At 60.5% G+C, this 22,716-nt stretch carries 15 protein-coding genes and 1 pseudogene; 8 read left to right on the forward strand and 8 right to left on the reverse strand.

Annotated features, from left to right (window positions below; translation table 11 throughout):
• Window positions 1-25 precede the first annotated feature (25 nt).
• The gene (gene clcA, locus ACR809_RS20710) at window positions 26-1,444 is read right to left on the reverse strand and encodes a H(+)/Cl(-) exchange transporter ClcA (RefSeq protein ID WP_004191940.1); all 1,419 of its coding nucleotides are present in this window, start codon (window positions 1,442-1,444) and stop codon (window positions 26-28) included.
• A gap of 180 nt (window positions 1,445-1,624) precedes the next feature.
• On the opposite strand from clcA, the gene hemL reads away from it, so the two are divergent.
• Window positions 1,625-2,905 (forward strand): glutamate-1-semialdehyde 2,1-aminomutase, encoded by a 1,281-nt coding sequence (hemL, locus tag ACR809_RS20715; RefSeq protein ID WP_002889272.1) that lies wholly within the window; start codon window positions 1,625-1,627, stop codon window positions 2,903-2,905.
• 136 nt (window positions 2,906-3,041) lie between these two features.
• On the opposite strand, the gene fhuB is transcribed toward hemL, so the two are convergent.
• The 5 genes from fhuB to mrcB form a co-directional block, all read right to left on the reverse strand.
• Complete coding sequence (gene fhuB, locus ACR809_RS20720; protein ID WP_004147134.1) at window positions 3,042-5,024, reverse strand: Fe(3+)-hydroxamate ABC transporter permease FhuB; 1,983 nt, start codon at window positions 5,022-5,024, stop codon at window positions 3,042-3,044.
• The gene (gene fhuD / locus ACR809_RS20725; protein ID WP_071081180.1) at window positions 5,021-5,911 is read right to left on the reverse strand and encodes a Fe(3+)-hydroxamate ABC transporter substrate-binding protein FhuD; all 891 of its coding nucleotides are present in this window, start codon (window positions 5,909-5,911) and stop codon (window positions 5,021-5,023) included. Before fhuD ends, fhuB begins: the two co-directional genes overlap by 4 nt.
• Window positions 5,911-6,708, reverse strand: coding sequence for a Fe3+-hydroxamate ABC transporter ATP-binding protein FhuC (gene fhuC / locus ACR809_RS20730; RefSeq protein WP_002889212.1), 798 nt, complete (start codon window positions 6,706-6,708; stop codon window positions 5,911-5,913). The genes fhuD and fhuC overlap by 1 nt, the downstream gene beginning before the upstream one ends.
• A 45-nt stretch (window positions 6,709-6,753) precedes the next feature.
• Window positions 6,754-8,961, reverse strand: a complete 2,208-nt coding sequence (gene fhuA, locus ACR809_RS20735; RefSeq protein WP_004178624.1) for a ferrichrome porin FhuA — start codon at window positions 8,959-8,961, stop codon at window positions 6,754-6,756.
• Between the two features lie 234 nt (window positions 8,962-9,195).
• Window positions 9,196-11,748, reverse strand: coding sequence for a bifunctional glycosyl transferase/transpeptidase (mrcB, locus tag ACR809_RS20740; protein ID WP_004213431.1), 2,553 nt, complete (start codon window positions 11,746-11,748; stop codon window positions 9,196-9,198).
• A gap of 390 nt (window positions 11,749-12,138) precedes the next feature.
• On the opposite strand from mrcB, the pseudogene ACR809_RS20745 reads away from it, so the two are divergent.
• Together ACR809_RS20745 and gspS are read left to right on the forward strand one after the other, a co-directional pair.
• Window positions 12,139-12,273 (forward strand): annotated as a pseudogene (locus ACR809_RS20745) (hypothetical protein).
• A 62-nt stretch (window positions 12,274-12,335) separates the two neighbouring features.
• Window positions 12,336-12,710, forward strand: coding sequence for a type II secretion system pilot lipoprotein GspS (gene gspS, locus ACR809_RS20750; RefSeq protein WP_004194926.1), 375 nt, complete (start codon window positions 12,336-12,338; stop codon window positions 12,708-12,710).
• Window positions 12,711-12,748: 38 nt separating this feature from the next.
• Here the strand turns inward: gspS and gspB are convergent, their stop codons facing one another.
• Window positions 12,749-13,306, reverse strand: a complete 558-nt coding sequence (gspB, locus tag ACR809_RS20755) for a type II secretion system assembly factor GspB (RefSeq protein WP_004151934.1) — start codon at window positions 13,304-13,306, stop codon at window positions 12,749-12,751.
• A 256-nt stretch (window positions 13,307-13,562) separates the two neighbouring features.
• Window positions 13,563-16,871, reverse strand: a complete 3,309-nt coding sequence (gene pulA, locus ACR809_RS20760; protein ID WP_023286046.1) for a pullulanase-type alpha-1,6-glucosidase — start codon at window positions 16,869-16,871, stop codon at window positions 13,563-13,565.
• A gap of 184 nt (window positions 16,872-17,055) precedes the next feature.
• Here pulA and ACR809_RS20765 point away from each other — a divergent pair, with 184 nt between their 5' ends.
• Genes ACR809_RS20765 through gspF form a run of 5 tightly spaced genes read left to right on the forward strand, consistent with a single transcriptional unit; the run spans window position 17,056 to window position 22,709 of the window.
• Window positions 17,056-17,193 carry a hypothetical protein gene (locus tag ACR809_RS20765; protein WP_004219434.1) on the forward strand — a complete coding sequence of 46 codons (138 nt, stop codon included), beginning with the start codon at window positions 17,056-17,058 and terminating at the stop codon, window positions 17,191-17,193.
• Window positions 17,178-18,020 carry a type II secretion system protein GspC gene (gene gspC, locus ACR809_RS20770; protein WP_004177377.1) on the forward strand — a complete coding sequence of 281 codons (843 nt, stop codon included), beginning with the start codon at window positions 17,178-17,180 and terminating at the stop codon, window positions 18,018-18,020. The genes ACR809_RS20765 and gspC overlap by 16 nt, the downstream gene beginning before the upstream one ends.
• Window positions 18,021-18,029: 9 nt before the next feature.
• Complete coding sequence (gene pulD, locus ACR809_RS20775; RefSeq protein ID WP_004194880.1) at window positions 18,030-20,003, forward strand: GspD family T2SS secretin variant PulD; 1,974 nt, start codon at window positions 18,030-18,032, stop codon at window positions 20,001-20,003.
• The gene (gene gspE, locus ACR809_RS20780; RefSeq protein WP_004145888.1) at window positions 20,000-21,493 is read left to right on the forward strand and encodes a type II secretion system ATPase GspE; all 1,494 of its coding nucleotides are present in this window, start codon (window positions 20,000-20,002) and stop codon (window positions 21,491-21,493) included. Before pulD ends, gspE begins: the two co-directional genes overlap by 4 nt.
• A gap of 1 nt (window position 21,494) precedes the next feature.
• Entirely contained in the window at window positions 21,495-22,709 is a 1,215-nt protein-coding gene (gene gspF / locus ACR809_RS20785) for a type II secretion system inner membrane protein GspF (RefSeq protein WP_122051548.1), read from the forward strand.
• Window positions 22,710-22,716 lie beyond the last annotated feature (7 nt).

Genomic DNA, 22,716 nt, shown 5'->3' on the forward strand with positions numbered 1-22,716 from the left:
ATTATCTAATACCCTGGTAAATCGTTCAAGTATTCTCCCGGGGAGCCTGCTGCGCTTTTGCCGCCTGCTCGGCTTCCTGCTTCGCCAGAGTACGCTGCAGAATGGTCGAATACAAAGGCTTACCGCCGAGGAATTGCGCCAGTAGTGTTGCGCCAAGGCAGGTAATAATCATTGGCAAAATGAGCTGATAGTTATCGGTCATCTCCAGCACCAGCACGATCCCGGTCAGCGGCGCACGCACCGAGGCGGCGAGCAGCGCCCCCATACCGGCAATCGCGAAGGTGCCGGCATCGAGATGGTAGGCCGGAAACAGCGGAATAGCCGCCATGCCGAACGCCGTGCCCAGCAGCGTGCCGAGCGCCAACATAGGCGCGAAAATGCCCCCTGGCGCGCCGGAAGAGAAGCAGATCAGCGTGGTCACCACGCGGGCAATAAAGATAAACAGCAGCAGTCCGACGGAGAAGTTACCGGCAGCTGCGATAGGGATCAAGTTAAAGCCACCGCCCACCGCGGAGGGCTGCATCAGCCCCAGCAGACCGCAGAGCCCGCCGATTAATCCGCCAATAAACACCCATTTTTTGATGTTGCCGCCGTGGATGCGCTGGAACAGATCCTGAGTGCGCAGCACCAGAAAATTAAACAGCGGGCCAAAGCAGCCAAACAGCATGCCCAGCACCAGATACAGCCATAGGGTATTTACCGGGGCGTTGCTTAGTTTACCCACCTCAATGATCGCCGCTTCGCCGTTGAAAATGCGAAACACAATGCTCGACATGATCACGCCGGTAAACACCGCTTTAATGGAGATCAGATTGTAGCGGAACTGCGGGCGCATCTCTTCGATGATAAACAGAATACCGGCCAGCGGCGCATTAAAGGCCGCCGAAAGCCCCGACGCCGCACCGGTCGCCAACAACGTATGCCGCGCTTCCGGACTGCGCATGCGGAAAACGTCCAGCACCATGCGCCCAATGTTGCCGCCAAGCTGTACCATCGGTCCTTCACGACCCAGCACCATCCCGGCGCCAAGGGTCCCCATGCCGCCAACGAATTTCACCGGCAGCACGCGCCACCAGCGCACCGGCCGCAGCTCCTCCAGCGCGCCCTCAATTTCCGGAATCCCGGAGCCGCCGGCCTCCGGCGCAAAGCGACGCACCAGAAAATAGCCGACCATCGCCAGCAGCGCCGACAGGATAAACGCCAGCGGCCAGACCAGATACCAGTGGTCCGCCACCTGCGCCAGCGCGCCGATCCGCTGGTTCTGCACCCAGTTCACGCTCTTTTCAAAGGCGACGCCCACCAGCCCCGCCAGCGTGCCGACCACTGCCGCCATAAACAGCACCGCCAGCGGCGTTTTATCGCGTTGAATCAGACGGCGCACCGCATCGCCGCGACGCACCCGCACAAACTGATGTGCTTCAAAAGAGGGAGTTTCTGCTTTCATGCCGTTATCAATTATTGGTAATACAAATGAAGAGAGCGGCATTTTAGCCGTCCCGGCGCGCTGCGTCGTCAAAAAAATGCCCTTGCGGCACATTGTTTCAATTGGGCAAAACTTTCATAACCATCCTGGAATAACTTAGAATAGCCGATAAAACATTTTTCACGAACCAGGACCCTGGCCATGAGCAAATCTGAAAATCTGTATCACGCTGCGCGCGAACTGATCCCCGGCGGCGTTAACTCGCCGGTGCGCGCTTTCACCGGCGTCGGCGGCACACCGCTGTTTATCGAACGCGCGGATGGCGCTTACCTCTATGACGTGGATGGGAAAGCCTATATCGATTATGTCGGTTCCTGGGGTCCGATGGTGCTGGGCCACAACCACCCGGCTATCCGCAATGCGGTGATCGAGGCGGCATCCCGCGGCCTGAGCTTTGGCGCGCCGACCGAAATGGAAGTGAAAATGGCGGCCCTGGTGACCGAGCTGGTGCCGACCATGGATATGGTGCGGATGGTGAACTCCGGTACCGAAGCCACCATGAGCGCCATTCGCCTGGCGCGCGGCTTCACCGGGCGCGACAAAATCATTAAGTTCGAAGGCTGCTACCACGGCCATGCCGACTGCCTGCTGGTGAAAGCCGGTTCCGGCGCGTTGACCCTCGGCCAGCCGAACTCGCCGGGCGTCCCGGCCGATTTCGCCAAACATACCCTGACCTGCACTTATAACGACCTCGCCTCGGTGCGCGCGGCGTTCGAGCAGTATCCGCAGGAGATCGCCTGCATCATCGTCGAGCCGGTGGCCGGAAATATGAACTGCATTCCGCCGCAGCCGGAATTCCTGCCGGGCCTGCGCGCCCTGTGCGACGAATTTGGCGCCCTGCTGATTATCGACGAAGTGATGACCGGCTTCCGCGTGGCGCTGGCAGGCGCTCAGGCTTACTACGGCGTGGAGCCGGATCTGACCTGTCTGGGGAAAATCATCGGCGGCGGGATGCCGGTAGGCGCCTTCGGCGGCCGCCGTGAGGTGATGGACGCCCTGGCGCCCACCGGTCCGGTCTATCAGGCGGGCACCCTCTCCGGCAACCCGATCGCCATGGCGGCTGGCTTCGCCTGCCTGAACGAAGTGGCGCAGCCGGGGGTCCATGAAACCCTGACTGAACTGACTAACCAGCTGGCGCAAGGCCTGCTGGACGCGGCGCGTGACGCCGGGATCCCGCTGGTGGTCAATAACGTCGGCGGCATGTTCGGCATCTTCTTTACCGATGCCGAAACCGTCACCTGCTATCAGGACGTGGTGAAGTGCGACGTTGAACGCTTCAAGCGCTTCTTCCATCTGATGCTGGAGGAAGGCGTGTACCTGGCGCCGTCAGCGTTTGAGGCCGGCTTTATGTCCGTGGCCCACAGCGAAGAAGATATCGACAACACCATCGACGCCGCGCGTCGGGTATTTGCCAAGCTGTAAGGTGCTTGAATGCCTGGTGGCGCAGGGATTTTCCCGGAGGAGGCGCATTGCGCCTTATCCGGGCTACCAAATCGCACAGCGCTGTAGCCCCGGTAAGCGATAGCGCCACCGGGGATGTTGAAGCCATCCAGGACCGTTAGCGACTCTGCTTTCTCAGCAAATAAATAAAGTAAGGCGCGCCGATAAAGGTCGACAGTAGCCCCGCCGGGATCTGATACGGGAACATCATCATCCGTCCGCACCAGTCGGCGAAGACCAGCAGCAGCCCGCCAGTCAGCCCTGAAATCACCATATGCGGTAGGGTTCGCCGGAAGCCCATCATCCGCGCGATATGCGGCGCCATCAGCCCGACAAAGCTCAGCGGGCCGATGGTCAGCGTCGCCGCCGCCGTCAGGCAGGCCGCCAGCAGCAGCAGAACAATCCGCGATGACGTCAGCGCCATGCCCACCGCTCGCGCCGCCTCCCCGCCCAGCGGCAGGATGGTTAACCAGCGACGACAGAGCGGCGCCAGCGCCAGCAGCGCCAGCATTACCGCGCCGCTACGCACCACCCTCTCCGGCGTCGCGCTATATGTCGACCCCGAGATCCACGTCAGGATCTGCGCCATACGCGGATCGCCGCTGGCCTGCAGCATCATCAGCAGCATAGTGAAGGCGGTGCTCAGCGCCATCCCCGCCAGCAGCATCCGATGCGGCGAGAAGCCGCCGCGCCCGGCGGCGAGCATAATGATCAGCAAGGTGGCCGCCGCGCCAAGGCTGCCGGCCGGCAGCAGCCAGCCAAAGGCGTCGCCAGGCACGAAGAACAGCATCAGCACCACGCCAAAAGCCGCGCCGGAGCTGATGCCCAGCACTTCCGGGCTGGCCATCGGGTTGCCGGTCAGGCGCTGGATAATACAGCCGGCAACCGCCAGCATGACCCCGGCGAACAGGGCCGACAGCACCCGCGGCCAGCGCCAGGGCAGCAGTTGCTCCAGCAGATCGCCGTGGGCCCACAGCCAGCCGTGGGCATCGCGACCAAAGGCCAGCGCCACGCTCACCGCCAGCAGCAGCAACGCGACGCCTGCGAGAACAAACCATTGCACATGATAGCGCTCAGGCTGCACATTATCGCCGCCGTTCATCACCGGGGCGCTGATGCTGCGCAACCGCGGCAGCAGCCACAGCAGCAGCGGCGCGCCAATCAGGGCGGTGACCGAGCCGGTGGAGACTTCCCGCCATACCCGGCTCAGCCAGAGGATCACCTGATCGGAAAGCCACAGGAGCAGCGCGCCGATCAGCGCCGCCAGCAGCAGCCGCGCCAGCAGCCGACGGGCGCCAAGCATTTTCGCCAGCAGCGGCGCGAACAGGCCGATAAAGCCGATAATCCCTACCGCGTTCACCAGCAGCGCGCTGATGACGATCGCCAGCGTCAGGGCGCCGAGGCGCGCCAGGGACAGCGCCAGCCCGAGGTTACGCGCCACCCCGTCATCGAGCCCCATCAGGGTCAGCGGCCGCAGCAGCAGCAAGGTGAGTATTGCCCCGCCAAGCAGCTGCGGCCACAGGCGCTGCGCCACGCTCCAGTCGGTCTGCGTCAGCGTCCCGGTGCTCCACAGGAACATGCTTTGCAGCTGGTCGTGATGGAAAATCACCATCAGCTGGTTAAGCGCGCCACAGTAAAGGCTGACCACCAGCCCCGCCAGGATCAGCGTTACCGGCGACAGGCGCTTGCCCCACGAGACGCCAAACACCAGCGCGCCCACCAGACAGGCCCCGGCCAGCGCGGCGAATTGCGACGCCAGCACGCCGGGAATAGCCCATAACGTGGTGACCGTTATCCCCAGCTGCGCGCCGGTGGCGACGCCAAGGGTGGTCGGTTCCGCCAGCGGATTACGCAGCACCTGCTGGAACAGGACGCCAACCAGTCCCAGCCCGGCGCCCACCAGCAGCGCAACAGCCAGTCTCGGTAACAAACTGTAATGAAACAGCATTTGGGCGATATCATCGACATCCGGCTGCCACAGCGCCTGCCGCCACTGCGCATAGGGCAAGGCGACATTGAGGTTGACGATGCTCAGCGCGAAGGCGACGCCCAGCAGCCCGGCCAGCAGGATAATAGCTAACGGCGAGAGACGCGTATTCATGCCGGACTCCCCTGGGCATCAGCCAGCACGCGGGCAAAATGCATCGCTGACAGCGTCGCGCCGTAGAACCAAACCGCCGGAACGCGCTGGAAGCGGCCCGCGCGCACGAAGGGCATCGCCTGCCATAGCGGCGTCGCCAGCAGTTGAGCCACATCTCGCTCATTGCCATGGTCGAAACAGATGACATCGGCTTCGTTAAATGCCGCCAGCCTGTCGATGCCAACGCTAACGCTTCCCCAGAATGCCGCTTCGCCGTGCCAGGCGTTTTTAATACCAAAGCGATCAAGCACCTCCTGGAACAGGCAGTTTTCGCCAAACACCAGCACGTGCCGGGGATCGAGCAGAGAGATCATCAGCAGCGGACGATCGCCGCGCCCGGCAAAACGCGGACGCAGGCTCTCCATCAGCGCGTCGAACTCCGCCAGATGGCGCTTCGCCTGCTGCGTTTTGCCCAGCAGATCGGCCATTTCCAGTAGCGAACGCTGGGCCATCGCCAGCGGCCGTTTGCCGTCGCTGAAGGTGAAACCGCGGCCGGGCGCGATACGCGCCAGCTTCTCCGGCGACGGGCCGTAGCCCGCCGACCAGACGATAAACGACGGTTTCATCTGCGTCAGCAGTTCAAGGTTGGGTTCGGTACGCAGACCAACATCGATCACCGAGTCGGGCAGCGCGGGTTCGTTCACCCACAAGCGATAGTTGGGAATATCGGCCACGCCATAGGGCGTCACGCCGAGCGCCAGCAGCAGCTCCGCGGGCAGCCACTCCAGGGCGACCACGCGCTGCGGGTCGACGTCGGCCGCCTGCGCGCCGCGCATCTGCCACAGCAGCGGCGAGAGCGCCATCGCGATCAGCAGGCGGCGTCGGGTTATCAGAGTTGGGTTCATCATCAATAGACAAAGCTTACCGGCGCCGCACCGGCCGGGTGTGGCAGGATCCCCATCGGGATGCCATAGATCTGTTCCAGAGTGTCGCTGCGCATCAGTTCCGCCGGCGTCCCCTGAGCAATCATTTCTCCGCCGCGCAGGGCCACCAGATAGTCGCAATAGCGGGCCGCCATATTAATATCGTGCAGGACGGCGATCACCGTCAGGCCGCGCTGCTGGCTGAGACGATGCACCAGCGCCAGAACATCGACTTGATGAGCAATATCCAGCGCCGAGGTGGGTTCATCGAGCAGCAGGCAGCGACTGTCCTGCGCCACCAGCATGGCGATCCACGCCCGCTGGCGTTCACCGCCGGAGAGGCTGTCCACCAGACGATGAGCGAGCGGCTTCAGCCCCACCAGCGCAATCGCCTCTTCTACTTTCTCACGGTCCGCTGCGCCAAAGCGACCCAGCGCGCCGTGCCATGGATAGCGGCCGATCGCCACCAGCTCGCGCACCGTCATACCTTCGGCCGGCGGCAGCTGCTGCGGCAGATAGGCCACTTTGCGGGCAAAGGCTTTGCTGCCCCAGCTCTCCAGCGGCTGCCCGTCCAGCAGCACTTCGCCTGCGGAGGGCGGCTGATGACGGCCAAGCATTTTCAGTAACGTCGATTTGCCGGAGCCATTATGGCCGATCAGGCCTGTGACTTTTCCGGTCGGGAAGGTGAGCGAGAGCGGATGGAGCAATGTGCGGCCAGGCACACGGAAAGTGACGCGATCCAGCGCGAAGGTGGTTTCTGCGTGCGGAGTCTGTTCCTGCATAGCGATAACCTGATAGAGGGCGCGGCGAACCGCGCCCGTAGGTGGTTAGAAACGGAAGGTGGCGGTGGCGACGACCTGACGTCCGGCGCCCCAGTAGCAGGCGTATTCGCTGTAGCAACTGGAGACATATTCGCGGTCGAACAGGTTGTTGACGTTGACGCCGACCGACGATCCCGGCAGGCCAAAGCGCGCCAGATCGTATTTCACCGTCGCATCCATCAGCGCATAACCGGCCACACTAAAGGCATCATTTTTCTTACCGGTGCTGGTGTCATTTTTGTAGTAGCTGACCGTTGAACCGATATAGCGCGCCCCGGCCCCAATCGTCAGACCGCTCAGCGCGGTTTCGTGGAAGGTATAATCCGCCCACAGGGAGGCCATGTTACGCGGCACTTCCGCCGGACGTTTGCCGTTGAACACCGTATCGTGAGTGTACTCCGCATCGGTGTAGCTGTAGGCTGCGGTGACGTTAATATTGGCGTTCACCGCCGCCTTCGCCTCCAGCTCAAGGCCGCGGGAGCGGATCTCGCCGGTCTGGATGCTGAACGCCTGGTTAGCCGGATCAGCCGTCAGGTTCTTGTCTTTGGTCAGCTGATAGACCGCCGCGGTGACCACCACCGGCATATCTTTCGGCACGTATTTCACGCCGGCTTCATACTGCTTACCGCGCGACGGATCGAACGGCTGGCCGCGGCTGTTGGAACCCGATACCGGTTCAAACGATTCGCTGTAGCTGAAGTACGGAGAGATGCCGTTATCGAACAGGTAGTTGATGCCGCCGCGCCAGCTGAACTGCTGGTCGTGATTCTCCGCCAGGCTGTTGGTGGCGCGGGTTAACGTTGAGGTCGTGGCGTAATCGTAACGGCCGCCCAGGGTCATCACCCATTTATCCCACTCCATCTGATCCTGCGCGTACAGGCCGGTCTGCTCCATCCGGTTGAGGACCGCGTACGGGAAGGTGACCTGAATATTCGGATTGCCGTACTGCGGATTGCTCATACTGATAGGATCCGCCGTCCCGTAGTCGGCATCCACATCGTTACGCATCCGCGAGTAGTCCACGCCGGTCAGCAGCGTATGGCTGACCGCGCCGGTGGCGAAATCAGACTGCAGCTGGGTATCGACGGTGAAGGTGTTCAGGTGCTCGTCGGAGCGCACGTAGGCGCGATTCATGTAGCCCGGCGCGACATAGCCGTTGCCGTATACGGAACGATAGAGCGTATGCACATCGGCATAGCGCAGGTTCTGCCGCACGGTAAAGGTGTCATCGAACTGATGGGAGAAGCTGTAGCCCACCATCTTCTGGCGGCGGGAGATTTTATTATCGGACTCGCCTTCGTTGAAATCGGTCGGCAGCTTGTGCGCCTTACCGTTGGCGTCGTAATACGGCACCACGGTGCCTTCGCGCGGCAGCCAGCCGTAGTAGCCCGCATCCGGGTCATTCTGGAAGTTGCTCAGGAAGGTGAAGTCGGTTTTATCGTCCGGACGCCAGCTAAAGGAGGGCGCCACCGCGTAGCGAGTCGATTTCGCCATCTGCTGCTGGGCATCCTGACTGCGGCCAAGGCCGGTCAGGCGATACGACCAAACGCCGGCATCATCAATGGCGTCGCTAAAGTCAAACCCGGTCTGCCACAGATTGTCGGTGCCCATCTTAAACTGCACTTCTTTCAGCGGCTCGGTAGTCGGGCGCTTGCTGACCATGCTGACGATACCGCCCGGGTTGCTGTTGCCGTACAGCACCGAGGTTGGCCCGCGCATCACTTCCACACGCTCGAGGAAGTAAGGATCCATGGAGACTTCAGAGTAGTTATTCCCCTGCAGCTTCATGCCGTCCAGATACTGGTTGGTGTTGACGGTCGTCGAGGTGGTGAAGCCGCGAATGGTGACCACGTCATAGGTGGTCGAACTGCCGCGAGTGGAGAAGACGCTTGGCGTATAGGAGAGCGCCTCTTTTACCGTCGTCGGCTGGCGCATCTCCATCTCCTGGCGCGTGACCACCGACACAGACTGCGGCGTTTTTTCAATCGGGGTATCGGTTTTGGTCGCCGTGGCGGAGCGTTTTGCCGCGATAGTCGGCGCCGGTCCCCAGGCGCTTTCCTGGGCGGCCGGGGCGGCAACGACGGTGATGGTTTCTTCTTGCTTCGGTTGTTCTGCTGCCTGTGCGTAGACAGACATGCCGCTAACCGCCGTGGCTACTACAGCTGCGACTTTACGCAGCGAGTGATTTGGCTGAGCAGTTTTTGGACGCGCCATGGGTATATCTCTGATGAAAGTGAATGATAACGTAAACGAGAATTATTATTATGACGGGCGATATAATAGGCGAAACGTCGAAGGCAAGGCAAGCGATATGCCTGTCGCCGCCGGTCGAAGGCTGAATTAATAACCAGATAGTTATTATGGAGTTAAAGAGCCGTTAACTTTTTTACAGGCATAAAAAAACCCCTTAATACTTTCGTATTAAGGGGTCTGGTCGTGCGGTCAAAATCAGTTACTGCCGAACATATCCTTGATCCAGCCCGCGACGCCGTCGCTCTTTTCCTGCTGCTTCGGCGGCTGTTGCTGCTGTTGCTGCTGCGGCGGCTGCTGCTGCCCGGACTGATTAAACGGATTTTTCGCTTCCTGTTGCTGCAACTGCTGCTGTTGCATCATTTCGCCCTGACGGCACAGCGCATCCGGTTGCGTGGTCCAGACCGGCAGCGAACGCATACCGCCGCTGCAGACGAAGTTGCCGTTGCTGTCCACGCCCATATCAACCACGTCTTCCGGCACCGTCAGCACCAGCGGCGTTGGCGTCTGGTTCGCCAGATAGCGCTGGTAAATCGACATCGCGCCGCTGGCGCCGTACAGTTTGGTCGGCTGGTTATTGTCGCGCCCCACCCAGGTGATGGTCACCTGACTACCGTCGATGCCGGCGAACCAGGTATCGACGTTATTGTTGGTGGTCCCGGTTTTCCCCGCCAGATGCAGGCCCGGATACTTCGCCCCCAGCTGACGCCCCGTACCGCGCTGCACCACCTGCTGCATAGTCCACAGCGTCATGTAGGCCGCCTGGGCAGGCACCGCGCGCTCCGCCTGCGGATAGCTCTGGTAGAGCACAGTGCCATCTTCGGCAATCACTGACCGCAGCGCGGAAAGCGGCGCACGGTTCCCACCGCTGGCGATGGTCTGGAAGGCCTGGGCCACTTCAATCGGCGTCAGGTTCAGCGCGCCAAGCAGCATCGACGGCACCGCGTTGAGCTGATTCTTCGGCGCCCCCAGTTTAGTCCAGGTATCGACTACCGCCGGCAAGCCCAGCGCCATCCCGAGGTTAACCGTCGGGACGTTCATCGAGCGAGTCAGGGCATCCACCAGCATCACCTGACCGCTGAAACGACGATCGTCGTTCTGCGGGGACCACGTCTGACCGTTGGACAGGCGAATCGTCACCGGCGCATCGGCGATCCAGGTATTCAGGCGATACTGATTCGGCTGGCTCAGCGCGGTCAGATAGGTCGCCGGCTTGGCCAGAGAACCAATCGATCGGCGGGCCTGCATCGCGCGGTTATAACCGGCGAACTGCGGCTCCGCGCCGCCGACCATCGCCCGCACTTCGCCGGTGAAGCGGTCAACCACCACCATGGCGGTTTCCAGGTCCGCCAGCTTACGCTGTTTCTTCAGAACCGGGATCCCTTCGGAGGCCGCTTTTTCCGCCGCATCCTGCGCCACCGAGTCGAAAGTGGTGAAGATCTTCACGCCGGAGAGATCTTTCACTTTATCGCCCAGCTTCGCCTGCAGTTCCTGACGAACCATCTGCATAAACGCCGGCTGCGGTGAAATCACCCCGCCGCGCGGCTGCACGCCCAGCGGACGGGCGCTGAGCATGTCGTACAGCTCCTGGTCGATAACCTGCTGCTGCTGCAGCAGACGCAGCACCAGATTGCGTCGTTCAAGGGCCAGTTTCGGGTTACGCCACGGGTTATAGACCGACGCCCCTTTCACCATCCCCACCAGCAGCGCCTGCTGGTCGAGGCTCAGCTCTTCCACCGGACGGCCGAAGTAATACAGGCTGGCCAGCGGGAAGCCGCGAATTTCGTTATCGCCGCTCTGGCCGAGGTACACCTCGTTCATATACAGCTCAAGGATGCGATCCTTGCTGTAGCGGGCGTCGACGATCAGCGCCATATACGCTTCGTTGGCTTTACGCCAGTAGGAGCGTTCGCTGGAGAGGAACAGGTTTTTCACCAGCTGTTGGGTCAGGGTACTCGCCCCCTGCACCGTTCGGCCTGCCGTCAGGTTCGCCAGCACCGCGCGGCCGATGGAGTAGAGACTGATCCCATCGTGCTCATAGAAGTGGCGGTCTTCGGTCGCCAGCAGGGTATCCACCAGCAGATCGGGGAAGCCGCTGCGCTTCACGAACAGGCGCTGCTCGCCGTTCGGCGACTGCAGCATGGTGATAAGACGCGGATCGAGGCGGAAGAAACCGAACTGGCGGTTATTATCCATATTCTCGATGGTCTCAAGATGGTCGCCGTCGAAGGTAAGACGCGCGCGCACCTGCCCTTCCTTACTGTCCGGGAAATCGAACGGACGACGGATCATCTCGATGCTGTTAGCCTGCACGGTATATTCGCCGGGGCGCGTCATCGCGCTGACCTGGCGATACTGCGTGGCGTTGAGCAGACGCACCATCTCGTTTTTGCTGATCTGCATGTCCGGCTCAAGGTTGACCATCCGGCCATAGACCGCGGCCGGCAGCTCCCAGACTTTACCGTCAATGCGGCTGCGGATTTTCTGGTCGAGGTAGACGCCATAGGCGGCAATCAGCACCGCGAAGACAATCCCCAGCTTGACCAGCAGCCACAGCCAGCTGCGCTTCCGACGAGGCTTGCCACCTTTGCCTTTGGCTTTTCTCGGCACCGGTTTCTCATCCTCATAATCATCGTCATCATACTCGTCGTCGTAGTCCTCTTCCCGGACCCGGCGACGGGTGACTTTCTGTTTAGTCGGACGTGAGGGTCTTCCCTTACGTCCGATAGGCTCGCGGTCATCTCCCGCCATGCTTTTTCTCCGCAACGTTCAGGCGCAAAGGCCTGATTCTCAATACTTCCCCTGTTCAGAGGAAGAAGAAATCTCTCAAATTAACGTCCAGGCTGCTTATCCTTCGGACGACAACCTGCTGGCAGGCAGGACGCGCCGCCAGCCTTTCAGAGGGTTGGTTTGCTTCATGTTACATGATACTAACAATAAAAATTCACCATAAAATCATTGTGTTAAACGCATCATCGGCAGAATAAGTCAGAACATAGCACGTAATGTTCAGGGCATACAGGATAGCACTAAAATGCGACATTCTTAACCAGCATTTTACCTCCTGCGCACGTAACAAGATGGGAAAGAGTATGTTTTTTAATAACATAAAAAACGGCGCGCTTCCTGCCGGTCAACGCAGTGGCATCATCCGCAGATGAAAATATATTTTCCCAGCGCTAACGTTTATTATTGATAAAAGTAAAGTCGATTAAGCGCCTTTCCGTTGATAAAAATGAGAGCCTGTTAACATTTATGCAGAATAATATTTTATGATGACACCAGGGAAATATTTGTTAAACTAGCGGCCAGTGATTCATTATTTTGATTACTCTATGATGCGTATTCCGCTTATATTTCCGCTTTGCATGGTAGCCCTTCTCTCTGGCTGCCAACAAAAACCTGCCTCAACGCTCAGCCCGGCCATCAGCAGCCAGGCGCAGCTCGAGCAGCTCTCGTCCGTGGCGGCCGGGACGCGCTATCTCAAGAATAAATGTAATCGTAGCGATCTCCCCGCCGATGAAACGATATATCGGGCAGCGGTGAATGTCGGTAAAGCGCGCGGATGGGGAAATATTGACGTGGCGACGTTAAGCCAAAATAGCGACCGGCTTTACCAACAGCTTTTACAGGACAGTACCCCGGAAGCCACACAGTGCAGTCAATTTAATCGTCAGCTCGCGCCATTTATTGCCAGCTTGCGCAGCGACTAAGCGAAATATCCTCAGCGCGCCGGTTATTGTGCGCGCTTTTATTCCTCTTTCGGCTCCTCGTCAATTTTTCCGCCCGGCCAGTCCTCCAGCGCCGCGAGGGTAAAGGTCGTGCCGTTGAAGCTGAAGATCGTCACATCCTGCTGGATCTGCTCCACCACCAGATTGGGCAGGGGTGAATCGCCCTCCGTCCACGCTTTGCCGTTTAACACAATGCTGCGCTTTTCCGGTAGCGAGGCATAGACATGGGCGCTGTAGCGCAGAGGCGGCAGCGTATCGCTGTCCACTTCCGGCGCCGCGGGCGCGCTGGCTTTTGCCGCCGGCGGCGGCGTCTTTGGCGCGGCCTCTCCGGCAGCGGTTAACGGCAGAAGCGCCGCATGCGCCACCGGCAAGGGCAGCGTTTGCGGCGGTGCCGGGTGACGCCACTGCTCGCCGCCAAACCAGCCGAGCGCGATAAATAATCCGGCGTACAGCGGGATAATCCAGCCGGGGATCTGCACCATCCGTCCGCGGATCACCGGCGCATCATCCATCGAGGACGGCGGCTGATGCGTCACCAGCGGCGGGATGCCTCTTTCACTGTCATCACGAACAATCACAACCGTCTCCTGTTCCCTCACGATAACGAGAAGGCGCCCTTACGGATGCCCCAGACTGCTGACAAAGTGCAATCTTCAGGAATTGCCCGGCGGCGCTACGCTTGCGCGGGCCTACAGATAACTGCATAACTGTTTGATATTGTAATCTTTCGTAGGCCGGGTAAGGCGAAAGCCGCCACCCGACAGAAAGGCGAGCACAATAACGAAACAGGTTTGTCATCAGCCAGAGGCGCCCTTACGGGCGCCCTACGTTATGTTATTTACTGCTCACCGGCAGGCCAGCGCCCTGCGACTCGCCCTGCGGCAACTCGAGAACGGCAACCGACCAGGCCGGCAGCGTGACCGAACCGTCAGCGGCAACCTGCACGCCGCTCGCCAGCGACCGGTCGCCCGCCGCCTGCTGAATAGCGCTCAGCTGGAGCGATGTGCCGGCGAAGTCCTGCAGCGTCCGGCTTTCCGGCGCGGCGTTGATCGCCACCACGATGCCGTCGACACGGCTGTCCAGACTGGCGCCAGCCTGCATCCCGTCATCGATGGTCATCACCAGCAGACCCGTCTGCTGATCGGCGCCAGTATTGCGGAAGTCCACGCGCTTCATCACCGTCGCGCCGTCGCCGAGGGTAAACAGCGGAGACGATTTACGCAGCGCGGTCAGCTCCTGATAAAACGCGGTCATCTGCTTGAGCTCCGTTTCACCCGGAGTAGCCACCGCGTCTTTCACCCGGGCGATAATGTCATAATTGCTGCCATCATCGCTGCTGCGCGGCATACCGACGTTGTAGTTGTTGTCCTGCAGGGAGTAGTCCACGCGGTTAAACCAGTCGCCGGAATCATACGAATCGCGGGTAAAGGATTTAGAGCGCAGCAGCTCCGAGCCCTGCTGGTCAAAGGCGATCCCCTGGCCGAGCATCACCGTCGCCAGCGACACCGCCTGCATCCGGACGCGGGTATCGAGATCCGCCTCCTGAGCGGCTTTATAGCTGATCATGTCCCACAGCGTCTGGTTATCGTGTTTTGACACATAGTTCACGACTTCCGTCGGATCAGCCGCATAGCCGCCTGGCGCGCCGTTATAGTCAATCTCGCTGCCTCTCTTCACCGCGCCGTCTTTGTCGATCAGCACAAAGTCCGCAAGGTTACCGGCCATGCCGAGACGGGTCAGATCGGCGAGGTGACGCGCCTGATCGTCGGTCAGGGTGGTCAGCTCATTCGGCAGAACGCCGGCCCCGCTGCCCACGCCCTGGTTCTGGCGTAATGCGTCACCGGAGTCGAACGGCCCGCCGCCGCGCACGGCGTCGCGCAGACGATCGGAGAACGTGCCGATCCCGGTGCCTTTGAGATTGATTTGCGAGGCAATTTCAAAGCGATCGCTCTGGTTGGAATCCCAGCCTTCGCCAAAGAAGTAGATATCCGGGTTCAGCGCTTTAATGCGTTCCCAAGCCGAGAGGATCTGCGCTTTCGGGTGGTAGCCCATCAGGTCGAAGCGGAAGCCATCGATCTTATAATCGGTGGTCCATACCGCCAGTGAATCGGCGATAAGCTTGGCGAACATCCGGTGCTCTGGCGCCGAGTCGGAGCAACAGGTAGCCGATTCCACGCTGCCGGTGGTTTCGTTCAGACGCTGGTAGTACCAGGGGACGATCTTATCCAGTACCGAGGTGCGATCGGTCGGGCCGGCGGCGTTGGTGTGGTTGTACACCACGTCCATAATGACGTTCATTCCCAGATCCTGCTTGATCGCCTGAATCATGGTGCGGAACTCTTTAATGCGCGCCGTGCCTTCCGGATCGGTGGCGTAGGATCCTTCCGGCACCGTGTAGTGGAACGGATCGTAGCCCCAGTTATAGGAGTCGGTCTGCGCCACCAGCGTATTCAACGCCTGCACCTGCGGGTTATCCTTGCTGTCGTTCTGCTTCAGCTGGGTCAGCACCTCTTCGACCGTCGAACCGCTGTCGCAATAGCCCGCGAACTCGCTGCTCTTCACCGCGCTGTTGATCTCGCACAGGCGACTGAACGGCTGCTGAATATCGGCGACTTTGTCGCTGAACTCATTGACCGTCGCCAGATCGAAGACCGGCAGCAGCTCAATATGGGTCACGCCCGAGGCCGACAGCTGTTTCAGATGCTGGACCATATTGCTCTCCTGGGCGGTGAGCGCCAGATACTTACCGCGCAGTTCGGCGGGAACGGTTTGATCCCAGGCAGAGAGATCGCGAATATGCGACTCGTGGATCGTCATTTTCGCCAGGTCGGCTTTGGTTTTCTGCGCGTGCGGCATCGTCAGCCCGTCCCAGCCTTCCGGCTTCAGCGCGCTGTCGTTGAGATCGACCACCTGGCTGTACTCCGAGTTGGTCGACAAACTATGGGCGTAGGGATCGGTCACTTCGTACTGCTCGACTTTACGCGACTGCGGGTGGTAAACGGTCATCGCGTAGCGGTAGAACGCGCCCTTCAGGTCGCTTCCCCCCTGCCATGACCAGGCGCCGGAGGCGCTGTCGCGGGTCATCGGATGGCTGGCCACCACCTTCTTGTCGGCGCTGTAGACCACCAGTTCGACCTGCTGCGCCGTGGGTGCCCAGACGCGGAAGGTCACGCCGCTATCGGTTAGCTGGGCGCCGTAGCTCAGCGCCTCGGCGGCGGCGGCATAGGTATCGTCCAGCACGCCGGCGGTCTGTACCTGGGTGGCGGAGCTCAGGATCCCGTCGCTTTCGGCGGATATCGCCACCGTCTCGCCCTGCAGCAATTCATCGACGTTGACATCATCCGGCAGCTTAAAGGCAGGATAGCTGGCGAGATGCGGGAAGCGCATGCTCACCTGCTGGCTGACGGTGGTGGGGGTCAGCTTGACATACTTATCGGTAAATTCGCCGTTACTGTCGGCGGCCACCTTACTGCTGTGGCTGTAATAGAGGCGCACAATGGGTTTATTTTCCCCGCCCGGCCACAGCAGGGTGGTTTTATCGACCCAGTGCGCATCGGCCAGCGCCACGCCAAAGGCGGCGCGGAAGGCGTCGGCGCGGGAGTCATAGACCGCGCTGTTGCCAGCGATGACCGATACCGTCCGATCGGTGAAATCACTGAAAGAGACGCGCAGGTCGCTGTCGATAAGCTTATTGGTGCCATCGCGGACGATAACGTTGATGCATCCGCTCTCTTTAGTCAGCGGGATCACCCAGTAAGGGCCATATTTGTCGCTGCCGGTCGGCGTGGTGCTGACATCATTCCAGTCCGCCACCGGCGCGCTCAGCGCGTCACAGGTTTCGTTGTTCCATAAATAGAGGTTTTTCGTCGCATAGTCGGCCGGCGTGCTGCTGGTGATGCCGGCGATATCGACGAGATGAATGACAGCCTGCCTGGCGGAAGCCTGCACCGCTTCGCCTGGGACGGCAACGTCCGGTAAGCGGACGACGACATCCTGCGGGTCGGGCGTGCCGGGAGTGCCTGGGTTGCCAGGATTGCCTGGTGAACCCGGTGAGCCAGAGGTAGAAGAGGAAGAGCTGTTATCACAGCCACTCAATAATACTAACGATCCAAGAAATAGGGCATGACAGGTATATCTGAGCATTCGATAGTCCCTAATATGCTTATTAAATTATAAAAGGTAAGAAAGGATGAATATCTTTACAGCGCGCTAATTAGATATTTTTGCTTTCCCAGGCGCAATCATCCCCCACAAATGAGCGGGGGGCGTAGGAAGCCGGGGGAGTAAATCAATAAAGGGAATGACGACCCGAAACCGCAAACTGATTATGATTCGCCACGCTTATCGCCACTCTCCGGCAATAAATAATTCAAAAGCCAATAATCACCTACCTGTTTCGGTAGGGTATTACGCCAACGTGCAGAAAAATAAATTAGCAAAGGAATTAAAATGCCAGTTTCTGTGATGAGGTTAACAAATATAAATAAAGGGATAATTAAATTATTACCACAAATTGTGACGCTCATCATATTAATAACCGCTATCCCACAGCTGGCGAAATTAACCTGGCGCGTGGTATTCCCTGTGAGTCCTGAGGATATTTCCGCCCTACCGTTAACCATGCCTCCGGCGGCAGATCCGGAATTAAAAAATGTGCGGCCCGCATTTACCCTGTTTGGCCTGGCGGTGAAAAATAGCCCCACGCCAACGGATGCTGCCAGTCTCAATCAGGTGCCGGTTTCCAGCCTGAAGCTACGCCTGGCCGGGCTACTCGCCAGCAGCAACCCGGCGCGCTCCATCGCTATTATCGAAAAGGGAAATCAGCAGGTTAGCCTTAGCACGGGCGATCCCCTCCCAGGGTATGATGCGCGGATCGCCGCCATTCTGCCTGACCGGATCATTGTCAACTATCAGGGGCGCAAAGAGGCCATTTTATTATTTAACGACAGTCGCGCGCCGTCGCCGCCGCCCACCGCCGCGGGCAACCCGCCCCTCGTGAAGCGACTCCGCGAACAGCCGCAAAATATCCTCACTTATTTATCTATTTCGCCGGTACTCAGCGGCGACAAACTGCTGGGTTATCGACTAAACCCAGGCAAAGACGCCTCGCTGTTTCGCCAGTCCGGCCTGCAGGCAAATGATTTGGCGATTGCCTTAAATGGCATCGATTTACGCGACCAGGAGCAAGCGCAACAGGCGCTGCAGAATCTGGCCGACATGACCGAAATAACGCTAACCGTTGAGCGGGAAGGCCAACGACACGATATTGCTTTCGCGCTGGGGGATGAATAATTGCCAACCATGAAACGCCTGCGAAAAATGCTGCCTGCGCTGCTGATATTAACCCCGCTGCTATTTTCTCCGGCCGCCGCGGAGGAATTTTCCGCCAGTTTTAAAGGCACCGATATCCAGGAATTTATCAATACCGTCAGCAAAAACCTGAATAAAACGGTGATTATCGATCCCAGCGTACGCGGCACTATCACCGTGCGCAGTTACGATATGCTCAATGAAGAACAATATTATCAATTCTTCCTCAGCGTGCTGGATGTATATGGCTTCGCCGTGATCAATATGAATAACGGCGTGCTAAAAGTGGTCCGCGCCAAAGACGCCAAGACCTCGGCCGTGCCGGTCGCCAGCGCGGCCGCGCCGGGCGAAGGCGATGAAGTGGTCACCCGGGTGGTGCCCCTGACCAACGTCGCCGCCCGCGATCTCGCCCCGCTGCTCCGCCAGCTGAACGATAACGCTGGCGCCGGCAGCGTGGTCCATTATGAGCCCTCCAACGTACTGCTGATGACCGGCCGCGCGGCGGTTATCAAACGCCTGCTGACCATTGTCGAGCGCGTCGACAACGCCGGGGATCGCAGCGTGGTGACCGTGCCCCTCTCCTGGGCCTCCGCCGCGGAAGTAGTCAAACTGGTTACCGAGCTTAATAAAGATACCAGCAAGTCGGCGCTGCCGGGCTCGATGGTGGCGAACGTGGTGGCCGATGAGCGCACCAACGCGGTACTGGTGAGCGGCGAACCAAACTCGCGCCAGCGCATTATCGCCATGATCAAACAGCTCGACCGCCAGCAGGCGGTACAGGGTAACACCAAAGTGATCTACCTGAAGTACGCCAAAGCCGCCGATCTGGTGGAAGTTCTGACCGGGATCAGCAGCTCGCTGCAGAGCGACAAGCAAAGCGCCAGGCCAGTGGCCGCGATCGACAAAAATATTATTATCAAAGCCCACGGCCAGACCAACGCCCTGATCGTCACCGCGGCGCCAGACGTGATGAACGATCTTGAGCGGGTGATCGCCCAGCTCGATATCCGCCGCCCGCAGGTGCTGGTGGAGGCGATTATTGCCGAAGTGCAGGATGCCGATGGCCTTAATCTCGGTATCCAGTGGGCAAACAAAAACGCCGGCATGACGCAGTTCACCAATAGCGGTTTGCCGATATCGACGGCTATCGCCGGCGCCAACCAGTACAACAAAGACGGTACCATCAGCAGCTCGCTGGCCAGCGCCCTCGGCTCGTTTAATGGTATCGCCGCCGGCTTCTATCAGGGGAACTGGGCGATGCTGCTCACCGCCCTCTCCAGCAGTACCAAGAACGATATTCTGGCCACCCCCAGCATCGTCACCCTCGATAACATGCAAGCCACTTTTAACGTCGGCCAGGAAGTTCCGGTATTAACCGGCTCGCAAACCACCTCAGGCGACAACATCTTCAATACCGTCGAGCGCAAAACCGTCGGCATTAAACTGAAGGTGAAACCGCAGATTAACGAAGGCGATGCGGTGCTGCTGGAGATTGAGCAGGAGGTATCGAGCGTTGCCGACTCGGCCTCCAGCACCAGCAGCGATCTCGGGGCGACCTTCAATACCCGGACGGTGAATAACGCCGTGCTGGTCGGCAGCGGCGAAACGGTGGTGGTTGGCGGGCTGCTGGATAAAACCGTCACCGATACCGCTGACAAAGTGCCGCTGCTCGGGGATATCCCGGTGATCGGCGCCCTGTTCCGCTCCGACAGCAAGAAAGTGTCGAAACGCAACCTGATGCTGTTTATCCGCCCGACCATCATTCGCGATCGCGATGAGTACCGCCAGGCTTCTTCCGGCCAGTACACCGCCTTCAACAATGCGCAAACTAAACAGCGGGGTAAAGAAAGCAGCGAAGCGTCGCTCAGCAACGACCTGCTGCATATCTATCCGCAGCAGGAGACCCAGGCCTTCCGCCAGGTCAGCGCCGCCATTGACGCCTTCAATCTCGGAGGCCGCCCATGACGCCAGCCGCCGAACGCCGTCCGCTGTTGCCCTTCGCCTGGGCCCGCGCGCACCATCTTGTGCTGCTCAGCGACGGTGAACGCTGCGAAGCGCTGTGCCGCCCCGATACCGCCGCCCGGGCGCTGCTGGAAGCGCGCCGCCTGGCGGACGGGCCGATGCGCGTCAGCCGTCTGGCGCCGGACGCGTTCGAGAAAGTGCTGGTGCTCAGCTATCAGCGTGATTCGGCGGAGGCGCACCGCATGATGGCCGACATCGGCAATGAGCTCGACCTCTATACCCTCGCCGAAGAGCTGCCGGACACCGACGATCTGCTCGACAGCGAGGACGACGCGCCGATCATCCGCCTGATCAACGCCATGCTCACCGAGGCCATCAAAGAGAAAGCCTCGGATATTCATATCGAAACCTACGAGCGCCATCTGCAGATCCGCTTTCGCGTCGACGGCGTGCTGCGCGAAATTCTGCGCCCGCAGCGGCGGCTGGCCGCCCTGTTAATTTCGCGCATCAAGGTGATGGCCAGCCTGGACATTGCCGAAAAGCGGGTCCCTCAGGATGGCCGCATGGCGCTGCGCATCGGCGGGCGAGCAATCGACGTGCGCGTCTCCACCCTGCCCTCCAGCCACGGCGAACGCGTCGTCCTGCGTCTGCTGGACAAAAACAGCGTCAACCTGGATCTGCTGACGCTGGGCATGCCGCCCGCCCTGCTCGATCGGGTCGATGCGCTGATCGCCCGCCCGCACGGCATCATCCTGGTCACCGGTCCGACCGGCTCCGGGAAAAGCACGACGCTCTACGCCGCCCTCAGCCGCCTCGACGCCCGGGAGCGCAACATCATGACCATTGAAGATCCGGTGGAGTATGAGCTGGAGGGCATAGGCCAGACCCAGGTCAACGCCAAAGTCGAGATGACCTTCGCCCGCGGCCTGCGCGCCATCCTGCGCCAGGATCCGGACGTAGTGCTGGTGGGCGAAATCCGCGATGGCGAAACCGCCCAGATCGCCGTTCAGGCCTCGTTGACCGGGCACCTGGTGCTGTCGACCCTGCACACCAACAGCGCGCTGGGCGCCATTTCCCGTCTACAGGATATGGGCGTGGAGCCTTTTTTACTCTCTACCTCGCTGCTGGCGGTGATGTCGCAGCGGCTGGTGCGCCAACTGTGCCCGCACTGCCGTCAGCCCTGGCAGGCGGATGCCAACACCGCCCGGCAGATGGCGGTCCCGGTCGGCGCGCGGCTGTGGCAGCCCAAAGGCTGTCCGGAGTGTAATTTCATCGGCTATCGTGGGCGTACCGGGATCCATGAACTGCTGCTAATCGACGATCGCGTGCGCGCCGCCATCCACCGCGGCGAGAACGAGATCACCCTGATCCAGCAGCTGGGGCCAGCCTGGCAAACCCTGCGCCATGCCGGACGCGACAAAGCGCTGGCGGGGATCACCAGCTGGGAGGAGGTGATGCGGGTCACCGAACAGCAAACGACGGAAAGCGTCTAAGATGGCCCTGTTTCGCTATCAGGCGCTGGACGCGCAGGGCAAAACCCGCCGCGGCCTTCAGCAGGCCGACTCCGCCCGCCACGCCCGCCAGCTGCTGCGGGACAAGGGCTGGCTGGCGCTGGAAGTGACAACTGCCGACCCGGCGCGCCGACTGTGGGCCGGCGGATCCCTTACCCGGCGCACCAGCGCCGGTGATTTAGCCCTGCTCACCCGCCAGCTGGCGACTCTGGTTGCCGCCGGGATCCCGCTGGAAAAGGCGCTCGATGCCGTCGCCCAGCAGTGCGAAAAGCCGTCGCTAAGAACGTTAATGGCCGGGGTGCGCAGCAAAGTGCTCGAAGGCCACTCGCTGGCGGAGGCGATGCGCGGCTATCCCGCCTGCTTCGACGGGCTGTTCTGCGCCATGGTGGCGGCCGGCGAAACCTCCGGCCATCTCGACGGCGTACTGAACCGGCTTGCTGACTATACCGAGCAGCGCCAGCAGCTCCGCGCCCGCCTGCTGCAGGCGATGATCTACCCCATCGTACTGACGCTGGTCGCTATCAGCGTGATCGCCATTCTGCTCTCCACCGTAGTCCCGAAAGTCGTTGAGCAGTTTGTCCATCTTAAACAGGCCCTGCCCTTCTCTACCCGGCTGCTAATGAGCCTGAGCGACATCGTGCGCAGCGCGGGCCCCTGGCTGGCGCTGCTGTCGTTACTGGCGCTGCTGGCGCTGCGCTATCTGCTGCGCCAGCCCGCCCGGCGGCTCGCCTGGGACCGGGCGCTGCTGCGCCTGCCGGTCATCGGCCGCGTGGCCCGCAGCGTCAACAGCGCGCGCTACGCCCGCACCTTAAGCATTCTCAATGCCAGCGCGGTGCCGCTGCTGCTGTCGATGCGCATCAGCGCCGACGTCCTCAGCAACGCCTGGGCGCGCAGCCAGCTGGCGGCGGCCAGCGAATCGGTACGCGAAGGCGTCAGTCTGCATCGGGCGCTGGAATCCACCGCCCTGTTTCCGCCGATGATGCGCTACATGATCGCCAGCGGCGAACAGAGCGGAGAACTGACCGCCATGCTGGAGCGCGCGGCGGAGAACCAGGACCGGGAGCTGAGCGCGCAGATCCAGATGTCCCTCAGCCTGTTTGAGCCTCTGCTGGTGGTCACCATGGCCGGCATGGTGCTGTTTATCGTGCTGGCCATCCTGCAGCCGATCCTGCAACTGAACACCCTTATGAGTATGTAACTGTATT

The sequence above is a fragment of the Klebsiella sp. CD33 genome (assembly GCF_051992865.1).
GTDB classification, from domain to species: domain Bacteria; phylum Pseudomonadota; class Gammaproteobacteria; order Enterobacterales; family Enterobacteriaceae; genus Klebsiella; species Klebsiella pneumoniae.

Excerpts from the sequence above, each read along its gene's own strand:
- clcA (WP_004191940.1), bottom strand. The coding sequence starts at position 1,444 with ATGAAAGCAGAAACTCCCTCTTTTGAAGCACATCAGTTTGTGCGGGTG.
- hemL (WP_002889272.1), top strand. The coding sequence starts at position 1,625 with ATGAGCAAATCTGAAAATCTGTATCACGCTGCGCGCGAACTGATCCCC.
- fhuB (WP_004147134.1), bottom strand. The coding sequence starts at position 5,024 with ATGAATACGCGTCTCTCGCCGTTAGCTATTATCCTGCTGGCCGGGCTG.
- fhuD (WP_071081180.1), bottom strand. The coding sequence starts at position 5,911 with ATGATGAACCCAACTCTGATAACCCGACGCCGCCTGCTGATCGCGATG.
- fhuC (WP_002889212.1), bottom strand. The coding sequence starts at position 6,708 with ATGCAGGAACAGACTCCGCACGCAGAAACCACCTTCGCGCTGGATCGC.
- fhuA (WP_004178624.1), bottom strand. The coding sequence starts at position 8,961 with ATGGCGCGTCCAAAAACTGCTCAGCCAAATCACTCGCTGCGTAAAGTC.
- mrcB (WP_004213431.1), bottom strand. The coding sequence starts at position 11,748 with ATGGCGGGAGATGACCGCGAGCCTATCGGACGTAAGGGAAGACCCTCA.
- gspS (WP_004194926.1), top strand. The coding sequence starts at position 12,336 with ATGCGTATTCCGCTTATATTTCCGCTTTGCATGGTAGCCCTTCTCTCT.
- pulA (WP_023286046.1), bottom strand. The coding sequence starts at position 16,871 with ATGCTCAGATATACCTGTCATGCCCTATTTCTTGGATCGTTAGTATTA.
- ACR809_RS20765 (WP_004219434.1), top strand. The coding sequence starts at position 17,056 with ATGATTCGCCACGCTTATCGCCACTCTCCGGCAATAAATAATTCAAAA.
- gspC (WP_004177377.1), top strand. The coding sequence starts at position 17,178 with ATGCCAGTTTCTGTGATGAGGTTAACAAATATAAATAAAGGGATAATT.
- pulD (WP_004194880.1), top strand. The coding sequence starts at position 18,030 with ATGAAACGCCTGCGAAAAATGCTGCCTGCGCTGCTGATATTAACCCCG.
- gspE (WP_004145888.1), top strand. The coding sequence starts at position 20,000 with ATGACGCCAGCCGCCGAACGCCGTCCGCTGTTGCCCTTCGCCTGGGCC.
- gspF (WP_122051548.1), top strand. The coding sequence starts at position 21,495 with ATGGCCCTGTTTCGCTATCAGGCGCTGGACGCGCAGGGCAAAACCCGC.